The sequence below is a fragment of the Pantoea sp. Z09 genome (genome assembly GCF_022394795.1).
Taxonomy (GTDB): Bacteria; Pseudomonadota; Gammaproteobacteria; order Enterobacterales; family Enterobacteriaceae; genus Pantoea; species Pantoea latae.
Genome location: NZ_CP092373.1, coordinates 645505 through 669212, shown reverse-complemented (window position 1 = coordinate 669212; position 23708 = coordinate 645505). Strand labels below are relative to the sequence as shown.

At 59.7% G+C, this 23708-nt stretch carries 22 protein-coding genes and 1 tRNA gene; 15 read left to right on the top strand and 8 right to left on the bottom strand.

Annotation, left to right across the window (positions count from 1 at the left end; genetic code table 11):
- Position 1: 1 nt before the first annotated feature.
- Positions 2 to 1426 (bottom strand): cytochrome ubiquinol oxidase subunit I, encoded by a 1425-nt coding sequence (locus tag MC269_RS03330; protein WP_081139697.1) that lies wholly within the window; start codon positions 1424 to 1426, stop codon positions 2 to 4.
- A gap of 747 nt (positions 1427 to 2173) precedes the next feature.
- Between MC269_RS03330 and yghX the strand changes: the two genes are divergently transcribed.
- Positions 2174 to 3061 carry a YghX family hydrolase gene (gene yghX, locus MC269_RS03325; RefSeq protein WP_239953930.1) on the top strand — a complete coding sequence of 296 codons (888 nt, stop codon included), beginning with the start codon at positions 2174 to 2176 and terminating at the stop codon, positions 3059 to 3061.
- A gap of 9 nt (positions 3062 to 3070) precedes the next feature.
- Here the strand turns inward: yghX and MC269_RS03320 are convergent, their stop codons facing one another.
- On the bottom strand, positions 3071 to 3442 hold the full coding sequence (locus tag MC269_RS03320; protein WP_081139701.1) for a helix-turn-helix domain-containing protein: 372 nt from the start codon (positions 3440 to 3442) through the stop codon (positions 3071 to 3073).
- A 103-nt stretch (positions 3443 to 3545) separates the two neighbouring features.
- Here MC269_RS03320 and MC269_RS03315 point away from each other — a divergent pair, with 103 nt between their 5' ends.
- A complete protein-coding gene (locus tag MC269_RS03315; protein WP_081139702.1) occupies positions 3546 to 4400 on the top strand; it encodes an SDR family oxidoreductase in 855 nt (284 codons plus the stop codon).
- Between the two features lie 18 nt (positions 4401 to 4418).
- Here MC269_RS03315 and MC269_RS03310 read toward each other — a convergent pair whose 3' ends face one another.
- Positions 4419 to 5288 (bottom strand): LysR family transcriptional regulator, encoded by an 870-nt coding sequence (locus MC269_RS03310; RefSeq protein ID WP_239953928.1) that lies wholly within the window; start codon positions 5286 to 5288, stop codon positions 4419 to 4421.
- Between the two features lie 94 nt (positions 5289 to 5382).
- Between MC269_RS03310 and MC269_RS03305 the strand changes: the two genes are divergently transcribed.
- The 5 genes from MC269_RS03305 to MC269_RS03285 all read left to right on the top strand — a co-directional run bounded on the left by MC269_RS03305 (position 5383) and on the right by MC269_RS03285 (position 10256).
- Positions 5383 to 5883 carry a lactoylglutathione lyase family protein gene (locus tag MC269_RS03305; protein WP_081139706.1) on the top strand — a complete coding sequence of 167 codons (501 nt, stop codon included), beginning with the start codon at positions 5383 to 5385 and terminating at the stop codon, positions 5881 to 5883.
- A 63-nt stretch (positions 5884 to 5946) separates the two neighbouring features.
- Positions 5947 to 6087, top strand: a complete 141-nt coding sequence (locus MC269_RS03300) for a hypothetical protein (RefSeq protein ID WP_239953926.1) — start codon at positions 5947 to 5949, stop codon at positions 6085 to 6087.
- Positions 6088 to 6096: 9 nt separating this feature from the next.
- A complete protein-coding gene (locus MC269_RS03295) occupies positions 6097 to 7197 on the top strand; it encodes an NADH:flavin oxidoreductase/NADH oxidase (protein WP_081139710.1) in 1101 nt (366 codons plus the stop codon).
- Positions 7198 to 7537: 340 nt separating this feature from the next.
- Entirely contained in the window at positions 7538 to 9196 is a 1659-nt protein-coding gene (locus MC269_RS03290; protein ID WP_239955060.1) for an alpha,alpha-trehalase, read from the top strand.
- 103 nt (positions 9197 to 9299) lie between these two features.
- On the top strand, positions 9300 to 10256 hold the full coding sequence (locus MC269_RS03285; protein WP_239953924.1) for an aliphatic sulfonate ABC transporter substrate-binding protein: 957 nt from the start codon (positions 9300 to 9302) through the stop codon (positions 10254 to 10256).
- A gap of 791 nt (positions 10257 to 11047) precedes the next feature.
- On the opposite strand, the gene MC269_RS03280 is transcribed toward MC269_RS03285, so the two are convergent.
- Together MC269_RS03280 and MC269_RS03275 are read right to left on the bottom strand one after the other, a co-directional pair.
- Complete coding sequence (locus MC269_RS03280) at positions 11048 to 11212, bottom strand: general stress protein (RefSeq protein WP_071997459.1); 165 nt, start codon at positions 11210 to 11212, stop codon at positions 11048 to 11050.
- Between the two features lie 591 nt (positions 11213 to 11803).
- On the bottom strand, positions 11804 to 12625 hold the full coding sequence (locus MC269_RS03275; protein ID WP_239953922.1) for an alpha/beta fold hydrolase: 822 nt from the start codon (positions 12623 to 12625) through the stop codon (positions 11804 to 11806).
- 239 nt (positions 12626 to 12864) lie between these two features.
- On the opposite strand from MC269_RS03275, the gene MC269_RS03270 reads away from it, so the two are divergent.
- On the top strand, positions 12865 to 14454 hold the full coding sequence (locus MC269_RS03270; protein WP_081139716.1) for an MFS transporter: 1590 nt from the start codon (positions 12865 to 12867) through the stop codon (positions 14452 to 14454).
- A gap of 37 nt (positions 14455 to 14491) precedes the next feature.
- Here MC269_RS03270 and MC269_RS03265 read toward each other — a convergent pair whose 3' ends face one another.
- Positions 14492 to 15400, bottom strand: coding sequence for a LysR substrate-binding domain-containing protein (locus tag MC269_RS03265; protein WP_239953920.1), 909 nt, complete (start codon positions 15398 to 15400; stop codon positions 14492 to 14494).
- A 132-nt stretch (positions 15401 to 15532) separates the two neighbouring features.
- Here MC269_RS03265 and MC269_RS03260 point away from each other — a divergent pair, with 132 nt between their 5' ends.
- Entirely contained in the window at positions 15533 to 16090 is a 558-nt protein-coding gene (locus tag MC269_RS03260; RefSeq protein WP_239953918.1) for an antibiotic biosynthesis monooxygenase, read from the top strand.
- A gap of 25 nt (positions 16091 to 16115) precedes the next feature.
- On the opposite strand, the gene MC269_RS03255 is transcribed toward MC269_RS03260, so the two are convergent.
- The gene (locus MC269_RS03255) at positions 16116 to 17060 is read right to left on the bottom strand and encodes a sensor domain-containing diguanylate cyclase (protein ID WP_239953916.1); all 945 of its coding nucleotides are present in this window, start codon (positions 17058 to 17060) and stop codon (positions 16116 to 16118) included.
- Between the two features lie 234 nt (positions 17061 to 17294).
- On the opposite strand from MC269_RS03255, the gene MC269_RS03250 reads away from it, so the two are divergent.
- The 3 genes from MC269_RS03250 to MC269_RS03240 all read left to right on the top strand — a co-directional run bounded on the left by MC269_RS03250 (position 17295) and on the right by MC269_RS03240 (position 19802).
- Positions 17295 to 18077, top strand: a complete 783-nt coding sequence (locus tag MC269_RS03250; RefSeq protein ID WP_239953914.1) for an MBL fold metallo-hydrolase — start codon at positions 17295 to 17297, stop codon at positions 18075 to 18077.
- Positions 18078 to 18147: 70 nt separating this feature from the next.
- Complete coding sequence (locus tag MC269_RS03245) at positions 18148 to 18669, top strand: TetR/AcrR family transcriptional regulator (protein ID WP_239953913.1); 522 nt, start codon at positions 18148 to 18150, stop codon at positions 18667 to 18669.
- The gene (locus MC269_RS03240; RefSeq protein WP_239953911.1) at positions 18666 to 19802 is read left to right on the top strand and encodes an MFS transporter; all 1137 of its coding nucleotides are present in this window, start codon (positions 18666 to 18668) and stop codon (positions 19800 to 19802) included. The genes MC269_RS03245 and MC269_RS03240 overlap by 4 nt, the downstream gene beginning before the upstream one ends.
- 451 nt (positions 19803 to 20253) lie before the next feature.
- Here the strand turns inward: MC269_RS03240 and MC269_RS03235 are convergent.
- Positions 20254 to 20329: transfer RNA gene (locus MC269_RS03235), tRNA-Phe, on the bottom strand.
- 193 nt (positions 20330 to 20522) lie between these two features.
- Between MC269_RS03235 and MC269_RS03230 the strand changes: the two genes are divergently transcribed.
- The 3 genes from MC269_RS03230 to MC269_RS03220 all read left to right on the top strand — a co-directional run bounded on the left by MC269_RS03230 (position 20523) and on the right by MC269_RS03220 (position 23701).
- Entirely contained in the window at positions 20523 to 21845 is a 1323-nt protein-coding gene (locus MC269_RS03230; protein ID WP_081139728.1) for a PAS domain-containing methyl-accepting chemotaxis protein, read from the top strand.
- Positions 21846 to 22624: 779 nt separating this feature from the next.
- Positions 22625 to 23140, top strand: a complete 516-nt coding sequence (locus MC269_RS03225) for a hypothetical protein (RefSeq protein WP_239953909.1) — start codon at positions 22625 to 22627, stop codon at positions 23138 to 23140.
- 9 nt (positions 23141 to 23149) lie between these two features.
- Positions 23150 to 23701 (top strand): DUF5384 family protein, encoded by a 552-nt coding sequence (locus MC269_RS03220; protein WP_081139732.1) that lies wholly within the window; start codon positions 23150 to 23152, stop codon positions 23699 to 23701.
- The last annotated feature ends 7 nt before the right edge of the window (positions 23702 to 23708 follow it).

Genomic DNA, 23708 nt, shown 5'->3' with positions numbered 1-23708 from the left:
CTTATTTTCCCTCCTGCGGATCGTTCAGACTTTCATGCGCCGCAGAGAGCGGACGAGCCGGCGTTTTGCCATGGCCTGGACCGCCGTGACGAACATCTTTGCCTTCGCCGGTGAGCGGGCCTTTCTTAATCAGGCGGATCATATAGACATAGCCGACGCCGAACACCGCAGAGTAGACCACGATAAAGGCGAGCAGGCTGATGCTCATATGCAGATCGCCATGACCGGAGACCGCGTCGATGGTGCGCTGCACGCCGTAGACCACCCACGGCTGACGACCGATCTCGGTGGTGAACCAGCCCGCCAGCAGCGCAATCAGGCCGGACGGCCCCATCAGCAGGGCGAACCACAGGAACGGACGCGACTGATAAAGGCGGCCTTTATAACGCAGCCACAGGCTGACCACGCCGAGGGTGATCATCAGCAGCCCCATCGCCACCATCACGCGGAACGACCAGAAGATAACCAGCGAGTTAGGACGATCCTCTTTCGGGAAGGTCTTCAGCGCCGGCACCTGCTTATCCAGGCTGTGCGTCAGGATCAAACTGCCGAGATAGGGAATTTCCACCGCGTATTTGGTGCGCTCTTCATCCATATCCGGGATGCCGAACAGGATCAGCGGCGTCGCTTCGCCCGGCGGGTTCTCCCAGTGGCCTTCAATCGCGGCGATTTTCGCCGGCTGATGCTCCAGGGTGTTCAGCCCGTGCGCATCGCCGATCATCGCCTGAATCGGTGCGACGATCAGCGCCATCCACAGCGCCATGGAGAACATCTTGCGAATAGCCGGGTTATCGTTGCCGCGCAGCAGATGCCATGCACCGGACGCGCCGACAAAGAAGGCGCTGGCGAGGAACGCCGCCACCGACATATGGAACAGGCGATAAGGGAACGAGGGGTTGAAAATGATTTTCAGCCAGTCTTCCGGCACCACAATTCCGTTCTGGATCAGGTAGCCCTGCGGCGTATGCATCCAGCTGTTGGAGGCGAGGATCCAGAAAGTGGAGATCAGAGTGCCGAGCGCCACCATGCAGGTGGCGAAGAAGTGCAGGCCAGGACCGACGCGGTTCCAGCCGAACAGCATCACGCCGAGGAAGCCCGCTTCGAGGAAGAAGGCGGTCAGCACTTCATAGGTGAGCAACGGACCGGTAATGCTGCCCGCAAACTGCGAGAAGCCGCTCCAGTTGGTGCCGAACTGATAGGCCATCACCAGACCCGATACCACGCCCATACCAAAGTTAACGGCAAAAACTTTGGACCAGAAGTGATAGAGATCGCGGTAGGTCTCATTACGGCTTTTCAGCCACATCCCTTCGAGCACGGCCAGAAAACTGGCGAGACCGATGGTGATGGCGGGAAAAAGAATGTGAAAGGAGACAGTAAACGCGAACTGTATCCTGGCCAGATGAAAGGCGTCTAATCCGAACATTGCTTACCTCGTTGCCACATATAACACCATATATTTACTTATAATTAACAACTAAAGCACAGCGTTAATATTTACGCTGCGCTTAAACCTATTGCTGGCGCGAATTTATAAGAACTCGCGCCTGACAAACAGAAACAGTCTGGGATGCAAAAACTATAACAGTGTTTTTTGATTTTGGTCATTGTTTTTGTCCGCAATTATCTAATTTAACGCCAGACTTTAGGTTAATTCACAGGCTTTAATGTGACATCTTTGTTATTTGTTGTTGCACGATTATTGAGGCATAAGGCGCTGACGGCACAGCGCTTTTTTACCACTGCAACGCCCTGTTTTGGCGTGTTATTTTCTCTATACCCACAGGTGAAAAGCGGTCAATCTTGTAGATTAGTACAGGCCATATCTAATGCAAATTAAGCATTTAGCCCGTCTGGAATTCTTTTTAAGCCGTTTTGTTTAAAAATCCCCTTTTATGGCAGATGGGCATTATTAATAATTGCGCCGCGCTTAATTGCGCCGCGCAGAAGAGATGAAATAAAGTTGTTAATAAGCGCCGACGGTTGCGCTGCGGTAATAAAAGCAGCCGGCTCTTTACTGACGCAGCGGCAAGGCGCGTGCGCCATTGCGCTTTCCAGCGCCCGCTGGATCGGTACCATCGGGCGTTGTTAACAGAATGCGTCGTCCGATTTGCCAGCCGTCGCAGGCTGTGCTCTGTTAGTGGCTCTGGTTAATCTGCGTTAAGGAGTCCCGATGGCACGTCTGACGGCACAAGATTTTCCCCAGGAACTGCTCGAGCTTTACGACTATTACGCCCACGGCAGGATCAGTAAGCGCGAGTTCATCGCCATGGCCGGCAAGCTGGCGATCGGCGGCATGACCGGCGCGACGCTGCTCAGCCTGATGAGCCCCAACTACGCGCTGGCGCAGCAGGTGGAATTTACCGACCCCGCCATTAAGGCCGACTATATCCACTACCCTTCCCCACAGGGCCACGGCGAGGTGCGCGGCTATCTGGTGCGCCCGACGCAGACCAGGGGCAAAACCGCCACCGTGGTGGTGGTGCATGAGAACCGCGGGCTGAATCCCTATATTGAAGATGTGGCGCGCCGCGTGGCAAAAGCGGGCTACATCGCGCTGGCGCCGGACGGCCTCAGCTCGCTGGGCGGCTATCCCGGCAACGACGACGAAGGCCGCGCTATGCAGGCGAAGGTCGATCCCGTTAAGCTGATGAACGACTTTTTCGCGGCGGTCGATTTCCTGAAGCAGCACGCGGAAAGCAGCGGCAAGGTGGGCATCACCGGCTTCTGCTACGGCGGCGGCGTGGCAAACGCGGCGGCGGTGGCGTTTCCCGATCTCGCCTGCGCCGTGCCCTTCTATGGCCGTCAGCCGAAAGCGGAGGATGTGGCGCGCATCAAGGCGCCGCTGCTACTGCACTATGCCGAACTGGACAGCAATATCAACGCAGGCTGGCCTGCCTTTGAGGCGGCGCTGAAAGAGAACCACAACGTGTATGAGGCGTGGATCTACCCTGGCGTCAACCACGGCTTTCACAACGACTCAACGCCGCGCTACGACCGTGCAGCGGCTGAACTCGCCTGGAGCCGGACGCTGGCGTGGTTTCAGCGCTATCTGACGTAGCGCGCGCCGTCAGGCTTGCTTACGCTGTGCCAGAATACGGTTCACATTCAGCTCCAGCCAGTCCGCAAGGCCGACCACCTGCCCTTCCAGCTCGCGGCCGAGCGGCGTCAGCGCGTACTCGACGTGCGGCGGCACCACGTTATAGGCGATGCGTTCGACGAAGCCGTCTTCTTCCATATGGCGCAGCGTCTGCGCCAGCATGCGCTCGCTAACGCCGCCGACGGCGCGACGCAGCTCGCTGAAGCGCAGTTTGTCGTGACGCAGTGCCAGAAAGATCAGCACGCTCCAGCGGCTGGTGACGCGCCTGAGCACCTCGCGCGACGGACAGTCAACGTTCAGCAGTTCGCCGCGGCTAAATTTTTCACTTATCTTTTCAGACATTTACCGGCAATTCTCCAAACTAACAAATCTGTAAGTACTTACTAAAAGTTAGCTTATCCCCTAACCTTGTTTGTAACAACAGCCCATGCAGAAAGGAGAGAACATGATTGCAATAACAGGTGCAACCGGCCAGCTAGGCCGTCTGGTCATTGACGCCCTGCTGAAAAGCGTGCCAGCGGAGCAAATCGTTGCCGCCGTGCGATCGCCGGAAAAAGCCGCAGACCTGGCGGCAAAAGGCGTAACCGTGCGCAAAGCAGACTACAGCCAGCCGGACACGCTGATGTCCGCCTTCTCCGGCGTGGAGAAGCTGCTGCTGATCTCCGGCAGCGAGGTCGGCCAGCGCGAAGCGCAGCATCGGGCGGTGATTAACGCGGCCAACTCCGCCAGCGTGAAATTTATCGCCTACACCAGCCTGCTGCACGCCGACAGCTCGCCGCTCGGTCTCGGCGTCGAACACCGCGCCACCGAGGCGCTGCTGCAGGCCTCCGGTATCCCCTTCGCCCTGCTGCGCAACGGCTGGTACACCGAAAACTACGCTGCCAGCATCGCGCCAGCCCTGACGCATCACGCCTTTATCGGTTCGGCTGGCGAAGGGCGTATCGCGTCGGCGGCGCGCCGTGACTACGCCGAGGCGGCGGCGGCGGTGATCGCTCGCGACGATCAGGCGGGCAAAATCTACGAGCTGGCGGGCGACGACAGCTATACGCTGGCGGAATTCGCCGCTGAGATTGCGCGTCAGTCCGGCGAACAGGTGGAGTACGTTAATCTGTCGCCCGCCGAATTCGCCAGCGCGCTGAAGGGCGCTGGCCTGCCGGAGGGTCTGGCGGAGATGCTGGCGGATTCCGACAAGGGCGCGTCGCAGGGCGGGCTGTTTGACGACTCACGCAGCCTGAGCCAGCTAATTGGCCGCGCCACCACGCCTTATCAGGAAGTGATCAAGGCGACGCTGGCGAAATAAGCCGCAGGCGGGAGCGCGCTACCCTAGCCTCTCCTGCAGCCAGGCGAGCGCCAGCTTCGCGCGCGACGAGAGCGGCCATTCGGCGCGGTGGATCAGCCAGATGGTATCCACCAGCCCGATCTCGCTTTCGATGACCTGTATCGTCTCGGGTCGGGCGAACGCCAGTCGCGCATAGCGCGGGATAACGGTAAAACCCAGCCCGCGCGCCACCGGTTCGAGGATCAAGCTGATCTGATTACTGAAGCCGCGCAGCGGCAGATTGCGCACGCCGGGATTGCCGGGAAAGCGCCGGCTTAGCAGCCGCGTCGCCATCGCCTGACCGTCAGGATGATCGATATAGCCCAGCGCCTCCAGATCCTGCCAGCTCGCCGCCTGCACGCCAGCGGGCGCGACCAGCTCCAGCGGCTCTTCGGCGAAGCGTGTCGCGCTGAGTCGACGATCGTCCGGCTTCTGCGTCACCAGTCCCATTTCAAAACGGTTGTGCAGCACCGCGTCCATCACTTCGCTGTCCGGCGCGAACCGATGGCGCATCACCAGATCGGGATGCTGCTGCTGCAGCGCCAGCAGCAGCGGATAGATCTGCAGCCCGATGCTGCCGGGCGTGATAACGCTGATTTCGCCGCAGGTGACCTCCGCTTCGCTGAGGCGCAGCGTCAGGCGCTGATCGGCGCGATCGATCTCCTGGCAGTAAATCAGCAGCGCCTGCCCCGCAGGCGTCAGCTCCAGCGGCCGCTTGCTGCGCAGCATCAGCGGCCCGAGCGTCTGCTCCAGATGACGGATATGCTGGCTGACCGCCGCCTGGGTGATCCCCAGACGATCGGCGGTTTCGGTAAAGCTGCCCACGTCGGCCAGCGTCGCAAACGATCGAAGCCACTGCGGCGGGTACATAATGATTTTTTATCATCCTTATAACTGAATCACTGTTTTCATTATACCTGCGCATCGCTAGCCTGTTTATCTTTTCCACAACCGGAGATGAAACATGGCAACGACCTATCCACGCGCCTTTTCCCATATCGGCCTGTCGGTCACCGATCTGGATGCGGCGGTAAAATTTTATACCGAGGTGATGGGCTGGTACCTGATTATGCCGCCCACCGCCATCCAGGAAGATGACTCCGCCATCGGCGTGATGTGCAGCGACGTGTTCGGCCAGGGCTGGGGCGCGCTGCGCATCGCGCATCTCTCGACCGGCGATCGGGTCGGCGTGGAGATTTTCGAGTTTCGCGACGCCGAGAAGCGGGAAAACAATTTTGAATACTGGAAAAGCGGCGTGTTTCACTTCTGCGTGCAGGATCCCGACGTCGAGGGTCTGGCGGCAAAAATCGTCGCCGCGGGCGGGAAACAGCGCATGCCGGTGCGCGAATACTATCCCGGCGAAAAGCCCTATCGCATGGTTTACATGGAAGATCCCTTCGGCAATATCATCGAGATCTACAGCCACAGCTACGAGCTGACCTACTCGGCAGGCGCCTATGTCTGACGCGCTGGTTCGGATGGCGCTGACGGTTCGGTCGGCCACCATCTGACGCAGCACAGGGAGCGTATGCTGCAGGCGATATCTCAGGGTACATTGCTGAGCGAATCGATCCTGAGCTTCCCGTTTACGGCGCTACCGCAGCAGCTGCTGGCGCTGCAGCACCGTAATTTTACGGGGAAACAAGTGATTGAAATTAAACATGATTAAAGGGGTGTTATGTCTCTGTTTTCTGAATTCCGTTTAAAAGACGTGACGCTGCGTAACCGCATCGCCGTGCCGCCAATGTGTCAATACAGCGCCGAAAATGGCTTTATCAATGACTGGCACCGCGTGCACTACGCGGCGCTGGCGCGCGGCGGCGCGAGCCTGGTGATCGTCGAAGCGACCGCCGTGTCGCCGGAAGGCCGCATCACTCCAGGCTGTCTGGGCTTATGGGATGACGCGCAGGCCGAAGGTCTGGCGCAGGTCGCGCAGGCGATCAAAGCGGCGGGCGCCGTGCCGGGCATTCAGATCGGCCACGCCGGTCGTAAAGCCAGCGCCAACAAACCCTGGGAAGGCGATGACCATATCGCGGCTGGCGACGCACGCGGCTGGGAGACTATTTCGCCTTCTGCCGTCGCCTTCGGCAACAACCTGCCGCAGGTGCCGCGCGCCATGACGCTGGACGATATCGCGCGCGTGCGCAACGACTTCGTGCAGGCGGCCATCCGCGCGCGCGATGCAGGCTATCAGTGGCTGGAACTGCACTTCGCGCACGGCTATCTGGCGCAGAGCTTTTTCTCCGTGCACGCCAACCAGCGCACCGATGAGTATGGCGGCGATGCCGCGGGCCGCAGCCGCTTCCTGCGTGAAACGTTCGACGCCGTGCGCGAAGTCTGGCCGGAAAACCTGCCGCTCACCGCGCGTTTCGGCGTGCTGGAGTATGACGGCCGCGACGAAGAGACGCTGGCGGAGGCGATCGACCTGACGCGCTACTGGCGCGCTAACGGTCTCGATCTGCTGAGCGTCAGCGTGGGCTTCTCTACGCCGGACACCAACATTCCCTGGGGCACGCCCGCCTTCCTGGCGCCGATTGCCGAGCGCGTGCGTCGCGAAGCTGACATCGCCGTCGCCTCTGCGTGGGGCATCGATGCGCCGCACATCGCCAACGACACCGTTGAAAAAGAGCAGCTCGACCTGGTGATGGTCGGCCGCGCGCACCTGAAAAACCCGCACTGGCCTTACCATGCGGCGCTGGCGCTCGATAAGCCGCAGCCGTCCTGGGTGCTGCCTGCGCCGTACGCGCACTGGCTGGAGCGCTATCGCGTCAGCGAGTAACCCGCCCCTGAACAAACGCCCTCTTTTTGAGGGCGTTTGCTTTTCACGCTGCAAAAATGCCACAAATAGCTCATGCCACAGCGCAGCGGCAAACCGGTTTTTTGTCAGTTTTTGCCGCTTTTTTTCAGCCTTTCGCTATTTATTTCTGTTCTTCAAAGATTACTCCTAAATAAATGTTTTAAGCGCAGCGCGTTATTTGCTTGATAAGCAGAGCAATTCCGCTAAATAGCCTATTGATAGACAATTTTTATTACGTTCATAGATATTCTGCATTGTTGTCCGCCCCCGCGATAAGTCTATAATTTTTCTTTTATGAACCCTCAGACTCCAGGAGGCCGCTATTAATACTTATCGCCAGCAACTCAACGCATTCGATGAGGTTCGCAAAGGGGCGGAAGTTGAGTATCAATACGATCCCCACGAGCTTAAGCTTGACCGTATGCAGGATTCCGAACCGGAACCGGAGCTGATTGAAGGCTTGCCGGCGCCGGACGCGTTGACGCCTGCCGATCGCTACATGGAGCTGTTCGAGCATGTGCAGATGTCGCGCATCTTTGAAGACAGCAAAACCTTTCCGGACTGCTCACCAAAATACGATCCGCTGGACGTATTAATGCGTTATCGTCGCCAGAAGCGCAGCCGCGATTTCGATTTGGCGCGCTTTGTGGCTGACCATTTTTATTTACCGGCGATAAACGAAAGTTTTTATGTATCGAATCCGGACAAAACCCTGAACGAGCATATCGACGCGCTGTGGCCGGTATTAACCAAGATGCCGCAGCAGCATCTGCCGCACTCGTCGCTGCTGCCGTTGCCTAAGCCCTACGTGGTGCCCGGCGGCCGCTTCGGCGAGACCTATTACTGGGACTCCTATTTCACCATGCTTGGCCTGGCGGAGAGCGGACGCGACGACCTGCTGCGCCATATGGCGGACAACTTCGCCTGGCTGATCGACAACTACGGCCATATCCCCAACGGCAACCGCACCTACTATCTGAGCCGTTCGCAGCCACCGGTGTTCGCGCTGATGGTGGAACTGTTTGAAGAGGATGGCGTGCGCGGCGCGAAACGCTATCTCGATCAGCTGATGAAAGAGTATCAGTTCTGGATGGACGGCGCCGGCTCACTGATGCCGCGTCAGGCGTATCGTCACGTGGTGCGCATGGCCGATGGCTCACTGCTTAACCGCTACTGGGACGACCGCGACACGCCGCGCGACGAATCCTGGATTGAGGATGTCAAAACGGCGCGCCACTCCAGCCGTCCGGCGAGCGAGGTCTATCGCGATCTGCGCGCGGGCGCTGCGTCGGGGTGGGACTACTCCTCTCGCTGGCTGCGCGATCCCAAACGTCTGGCGAGCATTCGCACCACGCAGTTCATCCCTATCGATCTGAACGCGTTTCTCTACAAGCTGGAGCTGATGATCGCCACGCTCTCCCACGCTAAAGGGGAAGAGCTGACCGCGCTGGCATGGCAGAAAAAAGCCGAAGCGCGTAAGCGCGCCATTAATCGCTACCTGTGGGACAGCACCGCAGGCGTCTATCGCGACTACGACTGGCGTCGCGAACGCTTCGGCGCCTTTACCGCCGCCGCCGTAGTGCCGCTGTTCGTCGGCCTGGCGACGCCAAAACAGGCGCACCTGCAGGCGATTGCGCTGCGCCAGCTGCTGCTCACCAATGGCGGGCTGGTGGCGTCGATGGTGGAGAGCGGCGAGCAGTGGGACAAGCCTAACGGCTGGGCGCCGCTGCAGTGGATGGCGATTATCGGCCTGAATCAGTATGGCGAAGAGACGCTGGCGACGGAAATCGCGGTGAACTGGCTGAACACGGTGAACAACTTCTATCAGCTGCACCACAAGCTGGTGGAAAAATATGACATCAGCGGCGAGCGCGCGCGCCCCGGCGGCGGCGGCGAATACCCGCTGCAGGACGGCTTCGGCTGGACCAACGGTGTGACGCGCCGTCTGATGGCGATGTATGGCCACCTGATGGCTGACTGACCCTTTCCCGCCCCGCCGCAAAGCTTATGCAAAAAAGGCGTTTAGCGCGTCCCTGACGCGCTTTTATCATCAACCTGATGATAACCCTTCACCAGGAACGCCCATGAACAACCCTTTTCGTCCCCGACTGCGCGGTGCGCTATTGCTCACCGCGCTTTTTGCGTTCGCTTCTCATGCAGAAGAGACCCTGCGCATCGGCTACCAGAAATCCTCTACGCTGCTGATGCTGATCAAGCAGCGCGGCGACCTTGATAAAGCGCTGGCGGCGCAGGGCGTCAACGTCAGCTGGCATGAGTTCTCCAGCGGACTGCCGCTGCTGGAGGCGCTTAACCTCAATAATGTCGATCTCTCCGCCGACGTCGCGGACACCGTGCCGCTGTTTGCGCAGGCGGCCGGCGCCAGCCTGACCTACTACGCGCGTGAAACCCCGTCGCCACAGGCGCAGGCGATTCTGGTGCCCGCCGACTCGTCAATCAAAACGCTGCAGGATCTCAAAGGCAAGAAAATCGCCGTCACCAAAGCGGCGGGCAGCCACTACCTGCTGATCGCCGCGCTCAATAGAGCCGGGCTGCGGTTTAGCGATATTTCGCCGGCGTGGCTGACGCCCGCTGACGGACGTGCGGCGCTGGAGAACGGCAGCGTGGCGGCCTGGGTAACCTGGGAACCCTATGTCACCAGCGCGCAGGTAGAGCAGCACGCGCGCGTGCTGACCAGCGGCAAAGGGCTGGCGAACTACCAGCGCTACTATCTGGCTTCCACGCCCTACGCCAGCGCGCATCCGCAGGTGCTGAACAGCGTCTATCAGGCGCTGAAGCAGGAAGCGGCCTGGCTGAAAGCGCATCCGGCCGACGCGGCGGCGCTGCTGTCGCCGCTGTGGGGCAAGCTGCCGGTGGCCACCATTGAAAAAGCCAACGCGCAGCGCAGCTATCAGGTCGAGCCGGTGAAAAAAAGTGACCTGGCGGAGCAGCAGACCATCGCAGACGCCTTCTACGACGCGAAACTGCTGCCGAGGCGCATCGATGCGCAGGCACCAGCCACCTGGCAGCCCACCTCGCCGTAATTCTGCCGCCGGGCCAGCCAGCTTTTCCTCCTTCATCCAGGCAGCGAGTAAGCGCATACTTTCACGCTGTCTGTTGTGCCATCAGGTTTTAGGAAAAAAGCTAATTAAGCAGCAGGCCATTTCTTTATTCAGCCTGCCGCCTTAACGGCCACATTATTTATTCAGGCTCTCAGCAGAAACCGCGTGGGGATTAGGTTGTGCTGCTGCCAGCGCGCGCCACGCCTCTATCCTCTCTGTCTCAACGCCAGCGCGATTGTCACGCTGCAAAATATTTTCTCTGCGTCGACATGGCAGGACTGGTCTCCACCTTTTTCATGCGCCCTTTTTGAGACCAGATAAACCGCTGTGTTTTTTGTAGCGCAATATTTAAAAAAATTTGTCGCCTGTTGCGCAAAAGTGGCATGTAAAATGCATTTTTCCATTTACACCAATGAGTTACCGTATTTTATTTTTATCCTGCTGAGTGAAATTAAATGGCGGCGGGCTGATTATAATTGTACAAACTTACTATGGCTTGTATAAATTTATACTGATTTTTAAACGGCGCTGTCGGCTGCGAGTTAACGACTTAATCTGAAAGTAAATGCAGCAAAGCCTTCTCGGGTCAAAAAGAATTAAAAAAACCGGACGGGTAAAAAACCTGTCCGGTTTAATTAAGGCGATACCCATGCGCAATGCACGTCAGCACCGGGTTTCGGTCAAAGGTGTTTCGCAAGGAGAACTAAAAGAGAAAAAAGATGACTCGCTCGCGGTCAGATGTTGACTGTTGCTCCATCTAACTTCCTGATATTTCAGCTACGGCGGCTGATCTTCCCTCCCTTGCGGCCAGCTTCGATAGCGCGTTCAGGGTTGTTTTTGAAATTGCCGCCGCTCTTCTGGCCGCCTTTTCTTCCCGCTTCCGCTGCGCGCTCACGATCAACCGCAAAGTTTCCAGCTCCACCACGATATTGAGACATACTGTGTTCCTCTTAAGGATTAATAATAAAAATATCACAGCCTACGCTTCATCAGCGTTGATGGCGCAGGGTTAAATGTAGCTTTTAAAATTAATGGATCAAGTTTTGCTTGCCTGGCCGTTTCAAAAAGTTATGCTTGATAACAAACAAATCATCCAGCCAACTATTTCCTCGCTAAATCATGTTTAGCAGTGATTAACATGTCTAAAACGGCGCTCACTTGTTGCGGTTTGTGGTTATAAGCCATCAAAACATGGCTATTTAACCTTTATTCTGGATGAATGGGATCTTTTAAGCGAAGCGTAAGGAGAAGGCGTGTCAGTGGTTATAAGCGAAGCTGTTGATCACAAAACGATCGTTTTGGCGATAAAATTAAGAAAATTCTACAAAAGGAGCGCAAGTCGAGCGCGTTAATAAAGCGAAGCGGCAAAAAGGATTATTTTGACTGCTAAGTCATTAAAAATGATCGATAAATGATCAACTTAGCCAGCATTAGCGGCAGTGAACCTGCGGCGACCGCTATTTATAGCGCCAGCTTGAGGCGCAGCAGGAATAAGAAAACGCCCATCAGGGCGTTTTCACAGATTTTCTTTAATGCTGCTGTAAAAAGGCCAGCAGGTCCTGATTAAGCTGATCCTGATGCGTTACGGCAAAACCGTGCGGGGCGTTGTCGTAAACCTTAAGCTCGGAACCGGCGATCAGCGCGTGCGCCAGTTTGCCCGTGGCTTCGAAAGGCACCACCTGATCATTGCTGCCGTGAATGATCAGGGTCGGCACGTCGACTTTCGCCAGATCGCCACGGAAATCGGTTTCGGCAAAGGCGGTGACGCAGTCGATGGTGCCTTTCAGCGAGGCGAGCAGCGCAATATTCAGCGTCTGGGTCAGCACGCCATCCGAAACGGTTTGTCCGGCATTGGTGCCGTAGAACGGTGTGGCGAACTCTTTAATAAACTGGGCGCGATCGCTGCGCAGCCCGGCGATAATGTTGTCGAACACCGCTTTTTCCGGCCCTTCCGGGTGATCGGCGGTTTTGCCGAAAATCGGCGTCACCGCGCCCAGCAGCACCAGGCTTTTCACCTTAGCCGTGCCGTAGCGGCCGATGTAGCGCGACACGTCGCCGCCGCCCATTGAGAAGCCCACCAGGGTAATGTCGTTCAGGCCCAGATGCTCAATCAGCCCGTGAATGTCGTCGGCGAAGGTATCGTAGTCGTAGCCCTCCCACGGCTGGTCAGAGCGGCCAAAACCCCGGCGGTCGAAGGCGATAGCGCGGTAGCCGTTTTCCGCCAGGTGAACCAGCTGGCTTTCCCACATATCGGCGTCCAGCGGCCAGCCGTGGCTGAACAGCACCGGCTGACCTTTGCCGTAGTCTTTAAAGTAAATGCGTACGCCATCTTTCGTCGTGAAGGTGCTCATATCCGTTCTCCGTTATCAGTGATGATGTCTGTTGCTAATCAACCTAACCTGGCGGGTGGGGAAAACCTAAAGCAGAAATTTTAATAAGATGTTCAAGGATTTTTGCGCCCTGAACTTGTGAAAAAATCCTGGTCAAGTTGCCGCAGATATTCCGCTATCAAGCCTGGCAGCGTGCTCGTAATGTTCAAGCTATCACCACTTAATAACGCTGCGCTCACCGGCGCGGCAGGAGAAAGAAGATGAGCCAGAGCATGACCCCCTCGCCTGCGGGCGGCGCCTTTTCCCCCTTTCGCTATGCGATGTTCGCCCTGATATGGAGCGCGTCGGTGCTGGGCAATACCGGCAGCTTTATCCGCGATGTCGCCAGCTCCTGGCTGATCACCGGCCTCTCTGACAACCCTGCCGCGGTCGCGCTGATGCAGACCGCCGCCACGCTGCCGGTGTTTTTGCTGGCGCTGCCGGCGGGCGTGCTGTCCGATATTTTCGACCGTCGCCGCCTGCTGATCGCCATTCAGATCCTGATGGCCAGCGTCAGCGGCACGCTGCTGATCCTCTCTCATAATAACTGGCTCACCGCCGAGTGGCTGATTGGGCTGACCTTCGTCGGCGGCATCGGCGCGGCGCTGTTTGGCCCGGCCTGGCAGGCGATTGTGCCGGAGCTGGTGCCGCGTCAGGAGATGAAAAACGCCGTCGCGCTCAATTCGCTCGGCATTAATATCGCGCGCGCTATCGGCCCGGCCACCGGCGGCCTGCTGCTGGCGAGCCTCGGCGCGATGGCCGCCTACGGCGCGGATGTCGCCAGCTACTTTATCGTTATCGCCGCGCTGCTCTGCTGGAAGCGGCCCGCCAAAGCGCAGGATGCGCTCAACGAGCACTTCTTCGGCGCGTTTCGCGCCGGGCTGCGCTATGTCAAAGCGAGCCGCGAACTGCATCGCGTGCTGTTTCGCGCTGCGATGTTCTTTCTCTTCGCCAGCGCGCTCTGGGCGCTGCTGCCGCTGGTGGCGCGCCAGCTGCTGCAGGGCACGGCGGGCTTCTACGGGCTGATGCTTGGCGCCGTCGGCCTCGGCGCCATCGGCGGCGCGCTGCTGTTGCCGCGTCTGCGCGTCAGAATGAACGCCGACGCGCTGCTGCTGCTCGCTGCGGCCATTAATGGCCTGGTGATGCTCGGCCTGGCGCTGACGCCGCCGCAGTGGCTGGCGCTGGCGCTGATGCTGGTGCTGGGCAGCGGCTGGATCGTCGCCCTGACCACGCTGAACGGCGTCGCTCAGGCGGTCTTGCCGGACTGGGTGCGCGGACGCGGGCTGGCGGTCTATCTGATGGTGTTCAACGGCGCGCTGGCGGGCGGCAGCCTGCTGTGGGGTCTGGTGGCGCAACTGGCGGGCGTGGTCGTCACCCTGACCATCGCCGCCGTCGCGCTGATGCTGAGCGCGCTGCTGCTGCGCCGCAAAGCGCTGCCGGAGGGCGAGGCGGATCTGCAGCCGGCGCTGCACTGGCAGGAACCGGCGGTGGCGCAGAGCATCGACGCGCGTCGCGGCCCGGTGATGGTGCAGATCCACTATCGCGTGGCGGAGGCGGATCGCCCCGCTTTTCTGCAAGCTATTCATCAGCTGGCGCTGGCGCGCCGTCGCGATGGCGCCTACGCCTGGGGCGTGATGACGCACACCGAGGATGCGGCGTTGATTCAGGAGTGGTTTTTAGTGGAGTCGTGGCAGGAGCATCTGCGTCAGCATCAGCGCGTGTCAAAAGCGGACGCGGCGCTGCAGGCGGCGGTGCTGGCATTCCATCAGGGCGAAGGCCCGCCGAAAGCGCACCACTTTATCTCGCTGTAAACGCAGGCGCGCGGTGCACAAACCGCGCGCCTGCCGCTTAGGGCGCGGCGTAAATGTCGCCCAGCCCCGGCAGCGTTTGCAGCCGGTCGCGCCACCAGCGCGCCGCATTGCCGCTGGCGCCTTCATTCCACGCCAGCCTGGCCATATCGCGCCGCGTTTCGCTGTCGAGCTGGCGCGCCACCAGCGTGCCGTCGGCCAGATGCGGCGCGGCGAGATAGCGCGGCAGATAGCCGCAGCCCAGCCCGGCCAGCTGCGCCTGCAGCTTGGCGTGAAAATCGTGCACGCTTAGCGTCTTCTGCTCATCCAGCACGCGCAAATCCACGCCGGCGCCGTGGCGCGACGAGTCGTGCACCGTGACCGCGCGATACTGACGGATCTGCTCACGCAGCAGCGGCTCCGGCATCTGCGCCAGCGGATGACCCGGCGCCACGGCAAACACATAGTCAAGCCAGCCCAGCGCCACGCAGCCGATATCTTTCCGTGTCGCCGGCTCCTGCACCGCGCCGAACACCAGATCCGCCTCACCGTAGCTCAGCGCCTCCCAGCAGCCCGCCAGCACATCCTGACGAAACTGCAGCTGGGTATGGGGATGCTGCTGATAAAATTCGTCAATCAGCGGTGACAGCAGCGAGAACGGCACCGAGGCGTCGACACTGATAGTCAGGTTGCTCTCCCAGCCGCTCTCGACGTAGCGCGCCTGCTGCTCCAGCTCGTTGACGGCGCGCAGCAGCGCGCGGCCTTTTTCCAGCATCAGCCGTCCGGTTGGGGTGAACGTGGCGCGATGGCCGGAGCGATCGAGCAGCGTGATCTTCATGTCGCCTTCCATCTTCTGCACCGTATAGCTTAACGCCGACGCGGTTTTAAACAGCCGCGCCGCCGCGGCCGCAAAGGTGCCGTGACGGTCAAGCGCATCCAGGATCAGCAGCGCCTCGAGGTTTAATCGCATTCCTTATTTCTCCCCAAAAATTGTTGAACAACAACCCAAAATCATTCCGCTAACAATAAGGATTCTCATCTCGTATTTTTGTATCCAACAGCGCAACCGCTGTAAATCACTTTTAGCGCGCCGGGAGGCGATATGAACAATCCGCATCAGGCCAGTCACGTCACGCTGGTGATCACCCACAGCGTACAGGCGGAGAAACAGCAGGCGTATGAGCAGTGGCTGGAGCAAATTATGCCGCAGGCGGCGCAGTTTCCCGGTCATCTTGGGGTAAACGTGCTGCGCCCGGTACACGGCGAAAGCGTCTACACCGTGCTGATCCGCTTCGACAGCCTCGACAATCTGTTCAACTGGACGCAGTCCGACGCGCGCAAGAGGCTGATTAGCGAGCTGCCGCAGCTGCTTTCCGGCCCGGAGCATATCGACGTGCGCCCCGGCGCGGCGTTCTGGTTTACTCCCACCAGCAAGGCGGCGCCGCGTCCGGCGAAGTGGAAACAGTATCTGCTGACGCTGGGGGTGATTTTTCCCTCGACCCTGATCGTTCCGCCGCTCTGGGGCGCGCTGCTGCCCGCCAGCCGCGGCACGCTGTGGGGACATTTTCTAGGGGATGCAACCGTGGTCGCGCTGGTGGTCTGGCTGTGGATGCCGCTGCTGACGCGCTGGCTGAAAAACTGGCTGATTCCGCGCGCATAGCCCGGCGGCAGAAAGGCCTGGTCGCCTATCCCAGCCCGACGCCGTTTTTTCCGTTGCGCTTAATGCGGTACATCGCCTCGTCGGCGCGGCTCAGCACCGCGCTAAAGCCCTCCTGCGGCCGCGCCTGCACAATGCCGATTGAAGCGCCGATAGTGGCGGTGCCGTTTTCCAGTTCGAAAGGGGCGATCGCCGCCTCGAGGCAGGCGTAGCTGACCTCAGCCACCTGCGGATCGTCCTGCCCGAACGGCATCAGCAGCACAAATTCGTCGCCGCCGAGGCGGCCAGCCACCACCGACTCGGGGCAGGCTTTGCTCAGCCGCTGGCTAAGCTGGATCAGCAGCCGGTCGCCGCTGCGATGGCCGAAGGTGTCGTTGACATGCTTGAAGTCGTCGAGATCGATAAAGGCGACGCAGAGCGCCTCTTGCTGGCGCATCTGGCTAAAAGCGTTGCGCAGAGCGTGACGGTTGGCGAGCTGCGTCAGGGGATCGTGATTCGCCAGCATTGCCAGCTGCGCTTCGTACTGTTTCTCTTTGGTCATGTCGATATGGGTACCGGTGACCTTGAGCGGCCTGCCCTGCTCGTCCCATTCGCTGATGCGACCGCGATCCAGCACCCAGGTGATGCTGCCGTTTTTGGCGATCATGCGGTGCAGCGCCTCATAGTAAGGCGCTTTGCCGTCGATATGGTCGTAGAACGCCTTCAGCACCTCGGCGGCATCGTCAGGATGCAGGCTCTCTTTCCACTCAGAGAAAAGCGCCCGACTCTCTTTCGGCTGATAGCCGAGCATCGCGCCCCAGCGCCGGTTAAAAATCACCAGCTTGCCGGTAGGAATATCGAGCTGCCACAGGCAGAGCCCGGTGCCGTCCAGCGCCGCGTCGAGCTTGCTGCGGGCGTCATGCGCTATACGCTTGAGTCGCGCATTATGCTTTTTCAAAATCTGTATCTGCTGGCGCAGCGCTTCTTCAGACATGGCACGCGGACGTTGAGAAATAAGATGTATTTTGCCTGTGCGGATATTTCTGTAAAGAGAGGCGCTGGAAACGTGATGAGCGGCGATTTATCCGCTTAATAACGGGATTTTATCTGGTTTAAAGCGTGCTTTCCGCCACACTCAGCGGCAGCGCGTCATATTTAGCCGCTATACCGGCCGGGGCGTCGCCACCCGCTATAGTCAGAATACCTTTCCTGGATAAGGCGATAAAAAATGAAACTTTGCGTCACCTGCGGCACCGCTTACGAGGCGGCTTCGCCGCAACGCTGCCTAATCTGCGAGGACGAACGGCAGTGGGTGCCCGCCACCGGCCAGCAGTGGATCGATTTTGCCGCGCTGACGCGCAGCCATCAGAATAAGTGGCAGCAGCTCGAAGCGGGCCTGCTGAGCATAAAAACCGTGCCGGCTTTCGCCATCGGCCAGCGCGCCCTTTTACTGCGCAGCGGCGGCGGCAATATTCTGTGGGACTGCATCGCCAACCTCGATCCCGCCACCGCGGCACTGATCCACGGGATCGGCGGCCTCTCCGCAATCGCCATTTCTCATCCGCACTACTACACCACCATGCAGGCGTGGGCGGCGGAGTTCAATGCGCCGATCTACCTGCACGCCGACGATCGCCAGTGGGTAATGCGCGACACTCCTGCCATTCAGTTCTGGCAGGGCGACGTGCTGCCGCTCAACCGCGAGGTGGATATTGTGCGGCTCGGCGGCCATTTCGCCGGCGGCTGCGTGCTGCACTGGAAAGCCAACGGCGGCGTGGTGCTGGCGGGCGATATTATTCAGGTGGCGCCGGGCAAAGATGCGGTCTCTTTTATGTGGAGCTATCCCAATATGCTGCCGCTCTCTGCTGCGGCGGTGAGCGACATTCTGCGCCGCTGCGACGCGCTGGATTTTTCCCGGCTCTATGGCGCGTTCGAAGGTCAGGATGTGACGCAAGAGGCGAAGCAGGTGGTAAGGCGCTCGGGCGAGCGTTATTTGCGCTGCCTGGAGTAATTTTCACATCGTCAGAAAAAAATCGCCTCGCTACTACGCAAAAGTAAAACGATCGGTTTACTTTTAACAGATGAACAAACGCGATGATATTTTGCAGGCGGCTGAGAGGCTGTTCTACAACAACGGTTTTCACGCCACCAGCACCGACCAGCTTTGCCGGGAAGCGGGCGTCTCGACGCGCACGCTCTACCATCATTTTGCCTCGCGCGAGGCGCTGACCCTCAGCGTGATGGCGGCGCGGCGCGCGCGATTTTTCGGCGACCTGCTGCCTGCGCAGCATCCGCAGGCGCTACAGCGGCTGTTCGAGACGCTGGGCGCATGGACAGAGCAGTATGGCGCGCAGGGCTGCTTTTTTATTAAGGCCTGGGGCGAATATGCGGAGAAAGACGCGATGCTGGCGGCGCATGCGCTCGACTATCGCTACGCGCTGCGCCGCTATATCGGCGACTGCGTGGCGGATGAGGGGCTGGCGAATGCGGTCTGGATGCTGTTTGAAGGCGCGGTGATTTCGGCGCTGATGCTCGGTCCGGACGCGGCGAAGCACGCGGGCGAAGCCGCCGCGCAGCTGCTGTCGTGGGAGAGGCCGCGATGAGATCTTCCCTGGCGCTGGGCGTTACCGGCTTTTCCCTGATTGCCGTCACCTACGGGCTGGCGCGCTTTTCCTGGGGCCTGATGATGCCTGCGGTGAGCGAGGAGATCCCGTTTAGCGTGCATCTTGCCGGGATCCTGACCGCCTGCAGCTATCTCTCCTACTGTGTGTCCACCGCCGCCGCGCCTGGGCTGGTGGCGCGCTTTGGCGCCAGCGCCTCGGCTTGCCTTGCCGCGCTCTGCGCCGCGGGCGGGCTGCTGCTGCTCGCCTGCGCCGTTTCCCCGCTGATGCTTGCCGCCGGGCTGTTTATCGCCGGGCTGAGCGCGGGCGTCGCCTCGCCTGCCGTCGCCAGCGCGGTCGGCGACACGCTGCCGCCTGCGCAGCAGGATCCCGCCAATACCGCGATCAATGCCGGCACCAGCGCGGGCATTATGCTCTCCGTGCCGGTGCTGCTGCTGCTGCCAGGCGGCTGGCGCGTGGCCTGCGTGCTCTTTGCGCTGCTGGCGTTGATCTGCCTGCTGCCGGCGCGGCGCTATCTGCCAAAGGATCGGCGCGTGACAGAAAAAGATCGGCTTAGCTGGCGCGATCTGGTACGGCAACGATCCCTGCTGCGACTGGGGATCGTGGCGTTTATCAGCGGATCCGCCAGCGCGGCCTGGTGGAGCTTCGGCCCGGAGATTTTGCGTAACTATCTTCATCTGGATGGACGCGACAGCAGCCTGCTGTGGCTGATCAGCGGCGGCGCGGGCATTGCCGGCGCGCTGACCGGCCTGGCGCGGCGCTGGCTCAGCATGGCGCAGATTTATCGGCTGTCGCAGGTCGCGATGGCGCTGCCGCTGCTGCTACTGGCGAGCCTGAACGGTTTTTCATGGTGGCTGTTTCCCGCCGTGGCGCTGGGCGGCGCGGGCTACGTTACGCTCTCCGGCGTGCTGCTGGTCTACGGCGCAGCCGCGACTCCTGCTTCAGCCGCCTCGGGCGTTGGCGTGGCGTTTTTTATGCTGGCGGCTGGTCAGGTGGCAGGATCGGCGCTGTTCGGCGCGTTTTATGCAGGGTTTGGCGCGGGTGCGACGTTGCTGGGCTTTGCCGCGCTGGCGCTGGCGATGGCGGCGGTGCTGCCGGGTGCGCATGAGGCTTGATCTGTTTGATATGAGGGAGTGAGGCTGACACTTTTTTGGAATGGCGTTTGCGTCTTTGATTATTTTGCTTGCGCACAAAAGCAAAAACCCAGCCATAAGGCTGGGTTCTTTAATTCGTGGTGCCCGAACCCGGACAAAAATGCCGGGAGCATTTTTGCTTTGCCGCGCCTGCGCGGCAAACCCGCAGGGCGAGCCGCAGGGAAGCGGCGAGGTTATCGAACCGGTTCGATGACGGGTTCCGCACCAAAGCAAAAACCCAGCCATAGGCTGGGTTCTTTAATTCGTGGTGCCCGAACCCGGACAAAAATGCCGGGAGCATTTTTGCTTTGTCGCGCCTGCGCGGCAAACCCGCAGGGCGAGCCGCAGGACGCGGCGAGGTTATCGAACCGGTTCGATGACGGGTTCCGCACAAAAGCAAAAACCCAGCCATAAGGCTGGGTTCTTTAATTCATGGTGCCCGAACCCGGAATCGAACCAGGGACACGGGGATTTTCAATCCCCTGCTCTACCGACTGAGCTATTCGGGCAACGGGGCGCATTAAACCTTAATGCCCTCACAGCGTCAAACGCTTTTCATCAAATTGTCACTGACTGCTGCGTTTTATAGCAACCCGCAGACCAACTGGTAAAAAAACCCGCATTCGCCGCCCGCCGCGCTGGCTTTTTCACCAGCCGTGCCGATAACGATCGTGACACTTCATACCCATAATAAGGTGCACCATGTTTTCTACTATTTCATCAGGTCTTCTGTCACGCCTTGCGTGGCAAAATAAAACCCACTCCTCGGCCACCCTTAGCTCGCTAAACGACGCTATCGCCATGATCGAGTTCACGCCGGAAGGGATTATCCTGGGCGCTAACCCGTTGTTTCTCGACCGCATGGGCTACGCGCTCAGCGAGGTCGTCGGCCAGCATCACAGCCTGTTTTGCACCGCCGATTTCGTGCAGTCGTCGCACTACCGCGACTTCTGGTTGCGCCTGAAGCGCGGCGAAAGCTTCAGCGACAAGTTCCTGCGGCTGGCGAAACACAGCCGTCCGGTCTGGCTGGAGGCAAACTACGTGCCGGTGCAGGATCGCAGCGGCCGCGTGGTGAAAATCGTCAAGCTGGCCACCGATATTACCGCGCGCATCGTCGACGCCCAGGAGCAGCGCGCCATGACCACCGCCATTGAGCGATCGATGGCGGTCATCGCCTTTAACCTCAAAGGCGAAGTGCTGAAGGCGAATGCCAACTTCCTCAAAACCATGGGCTATCGCGCCGACGAGGTCATCGGCCTGCCGCACAGCCGTTTCTGTTCCGAACAGCTGCGCCAGAGCGCCGAATACAAAGCGTTCTGGGAAAAGCTCAACCGCGGCGAATTTATCTCCGGCCAGTTCCAGCGGGTGAATAAACAGGGCCGCACCATCTGGCTGCGCGCCACCTACAACCCGGTTTTTGATGAGGAGGGCATTCTGTATAAGGTGGTGAAATTCGCCACTGACGTCACGGCGCAGGTCGAGAAGAACCAGCTGGAGCGCGACGCCGCGCAGCAGGCCTACCAGACCGCGTTGCAGACTCGGGAAAGCACCCGCCACGGCGCCAGCGTGATCGAAAACAGCGTAGAGACCATCAATGCGCTGGCGGGCGAGCTACACGGCATCTCCGACGATATCTCCGACCTCAGCGACTCCTCTGACCGCATCGGCGCGATTGTCGCCAGCATTCGCCGCATCGCCGATCAGACCAACCTGATTGCGCTTAACGCGGCGGTGGAGGCGGCGCGCGCGGGCGCCCACGGCCGCAGCTTCGCGGTGGTAGCAAATGAGGTGCGCACGCTGGCGGCCAATATCAACCAGGCCACCACCGAGATCGAAAGCCGGGTGCAGCAGAACCATCTGCTGGCGTCGAAGGCGCTGAAAAGCATCGAATCCAATATGAAACGCGCCGATCACGGCGTGGTACTGGCCCAGCAGGCGGGCGGCGTTATCAGCGAGCTGCGCGACAGCTCGTCGGAAGTGGTGCGCGCTATCAGCCACGTCACCGAAGCCCTGAGTCAGGAGTAGCCAGAAAAGCCGGCATTGTGCCTAATGCTTGTCAGTTAAGCTCATGTTCATGTAAGGCCGCTATGTTCTCTAAATGGCGGCCTTTTTATTTACGCGTGTGGGCATGCTGGTGCGGGCCACTGCACCTCCTCCTCTGCCGGGCCGTCCTCGCGCCGCTGCGCGGTGCCCTTTGCCGTCCTTTTCCAGCAGCGCCCACGGAAGCTGGCCAGCAGGCTGGAGCCGCTCAGGGGCGGGCAATTCGCAGCGCTGAACAGAGTGAGTCTGCCAGGAGAGCCCGCAGGGAAGCGGGCGAAAGGTGGGGCTGGAACAGGGATGTTCCATCCCCACCGGTCCGTCAGGCAGAAGAATGACGTGAAGGGACCGCGTAAGCGGCGCGAGGACCCCCCGCCCCTGAGCGGCACCAGACTGCGTTATCACCAGTCGATGCCGCCAGTAAAATGGTGTGCATTTATTTTAACCGCCACAGCGATGCAATTAACCGGCAATGAACAAACATTCGCCTTAAACATAAATAATGCTCAACTGGATTATCAGGAAATTTGCCTTAAATAATATGATTTCGGAACTCGATAGCGCGAGATTTTAAGACCTCTGACACAACACCATGATTAAAGACAATTTTATCCGCTTTCTGAATTGCGTTTAGCGCTGGCTATTTTCCTGCCTTAAGACAAATTTCGCCGATCACATCAGTTATTTTTCTAATTCTGGTAGCACCTACTTTTCATCTCAGCATGACGTGCTATTAATTCGGACTTTTCTTAAAAGGAGTTTTCGAGATGACGCTGACCAAACCATTATTACTGTTAAGTATTCTTTCCCCTCTGGTCCTGACGGGCTGTCAGAGCAACGCCGACAGCTATGCGGCAAACGTCTACGACACCACGCAGCTCAACAACAAACAAGAAACCAAGACCGTTAATATCATCTCTATCCTGCCTGCCAAAGTGGCGGTGGATAACACCCGCAATAAGCAAGCGGCGCAGACCTTCGGCGCCATCCTCGGCGCGGTGGCGGGCGGCGTCGCCGGCCATAACGTCGGCACCGGTTCTGGCCTCGGCACGACCGCAGGCGCGGTGGGCGGCGGCGCGGTCGGCGCGGCGGCAGGTTCGCTGGTCAGCGATAAAACCCTGGTGGACGGCGTGTCGCTGACCTACAAAGAGGGCACCAAAGTCTTTACCTCGACCCAGGTTGGGCGCACCTGCGACTTTACCTCGGGTCTGGCCGTGGTGATCTCGACCAAAAATAACGAAACGCGCATCCAGCCGAACACGGCCTGTCCGAAGAAAGCCTGAGGAGGATAGGTGAAATCTGTTATCACTTTCCTCTCGCTGGTGACCTTTAGCCTGACGGCGACGCTCAGCGCCGAAGCCGCGTCGTTGCAGGATCAGCTTGCCGCCGTGGCGGCGGCCGAGAACGCCGGCAAAGCGCAGGAGCAATCGCAGGAGGATGCGCGTCAGGCGAGGTTCGACCGCGAGGCGCGTGAAGAGCACGCGCGCCGCGCCAGAATCGCCGCCGCCAGCGCGGAACGTCAGCGTCAGCGCGACGCCGCCGCCTCGGCGGAAAAATCGCGCGTGCTGGCAGAGCATCAGGCCGACAAGAAGCGCGATCAAAGCTATGAGGATGAGCTGCGCCAGCTGGAGCTGGAGCAGCGCAAGCTGGCGCTGAAGCGCGAAGCAGCACGGGTGGCGCGCGAAGATGAGTATATCGATCAGGATCTGAAATCGCGCGCCGCGCGCACCGACGTGGTCCAGTCGGAAGCGGATGCGACGCGCAACCTGTCGCAGGGCGGACGCGATTTGCTGCAGAGCGAAGGCAAAGCGCGGGAGAAAAAGGCCGGCAGCTGGTTTAACTGAGGCCTTG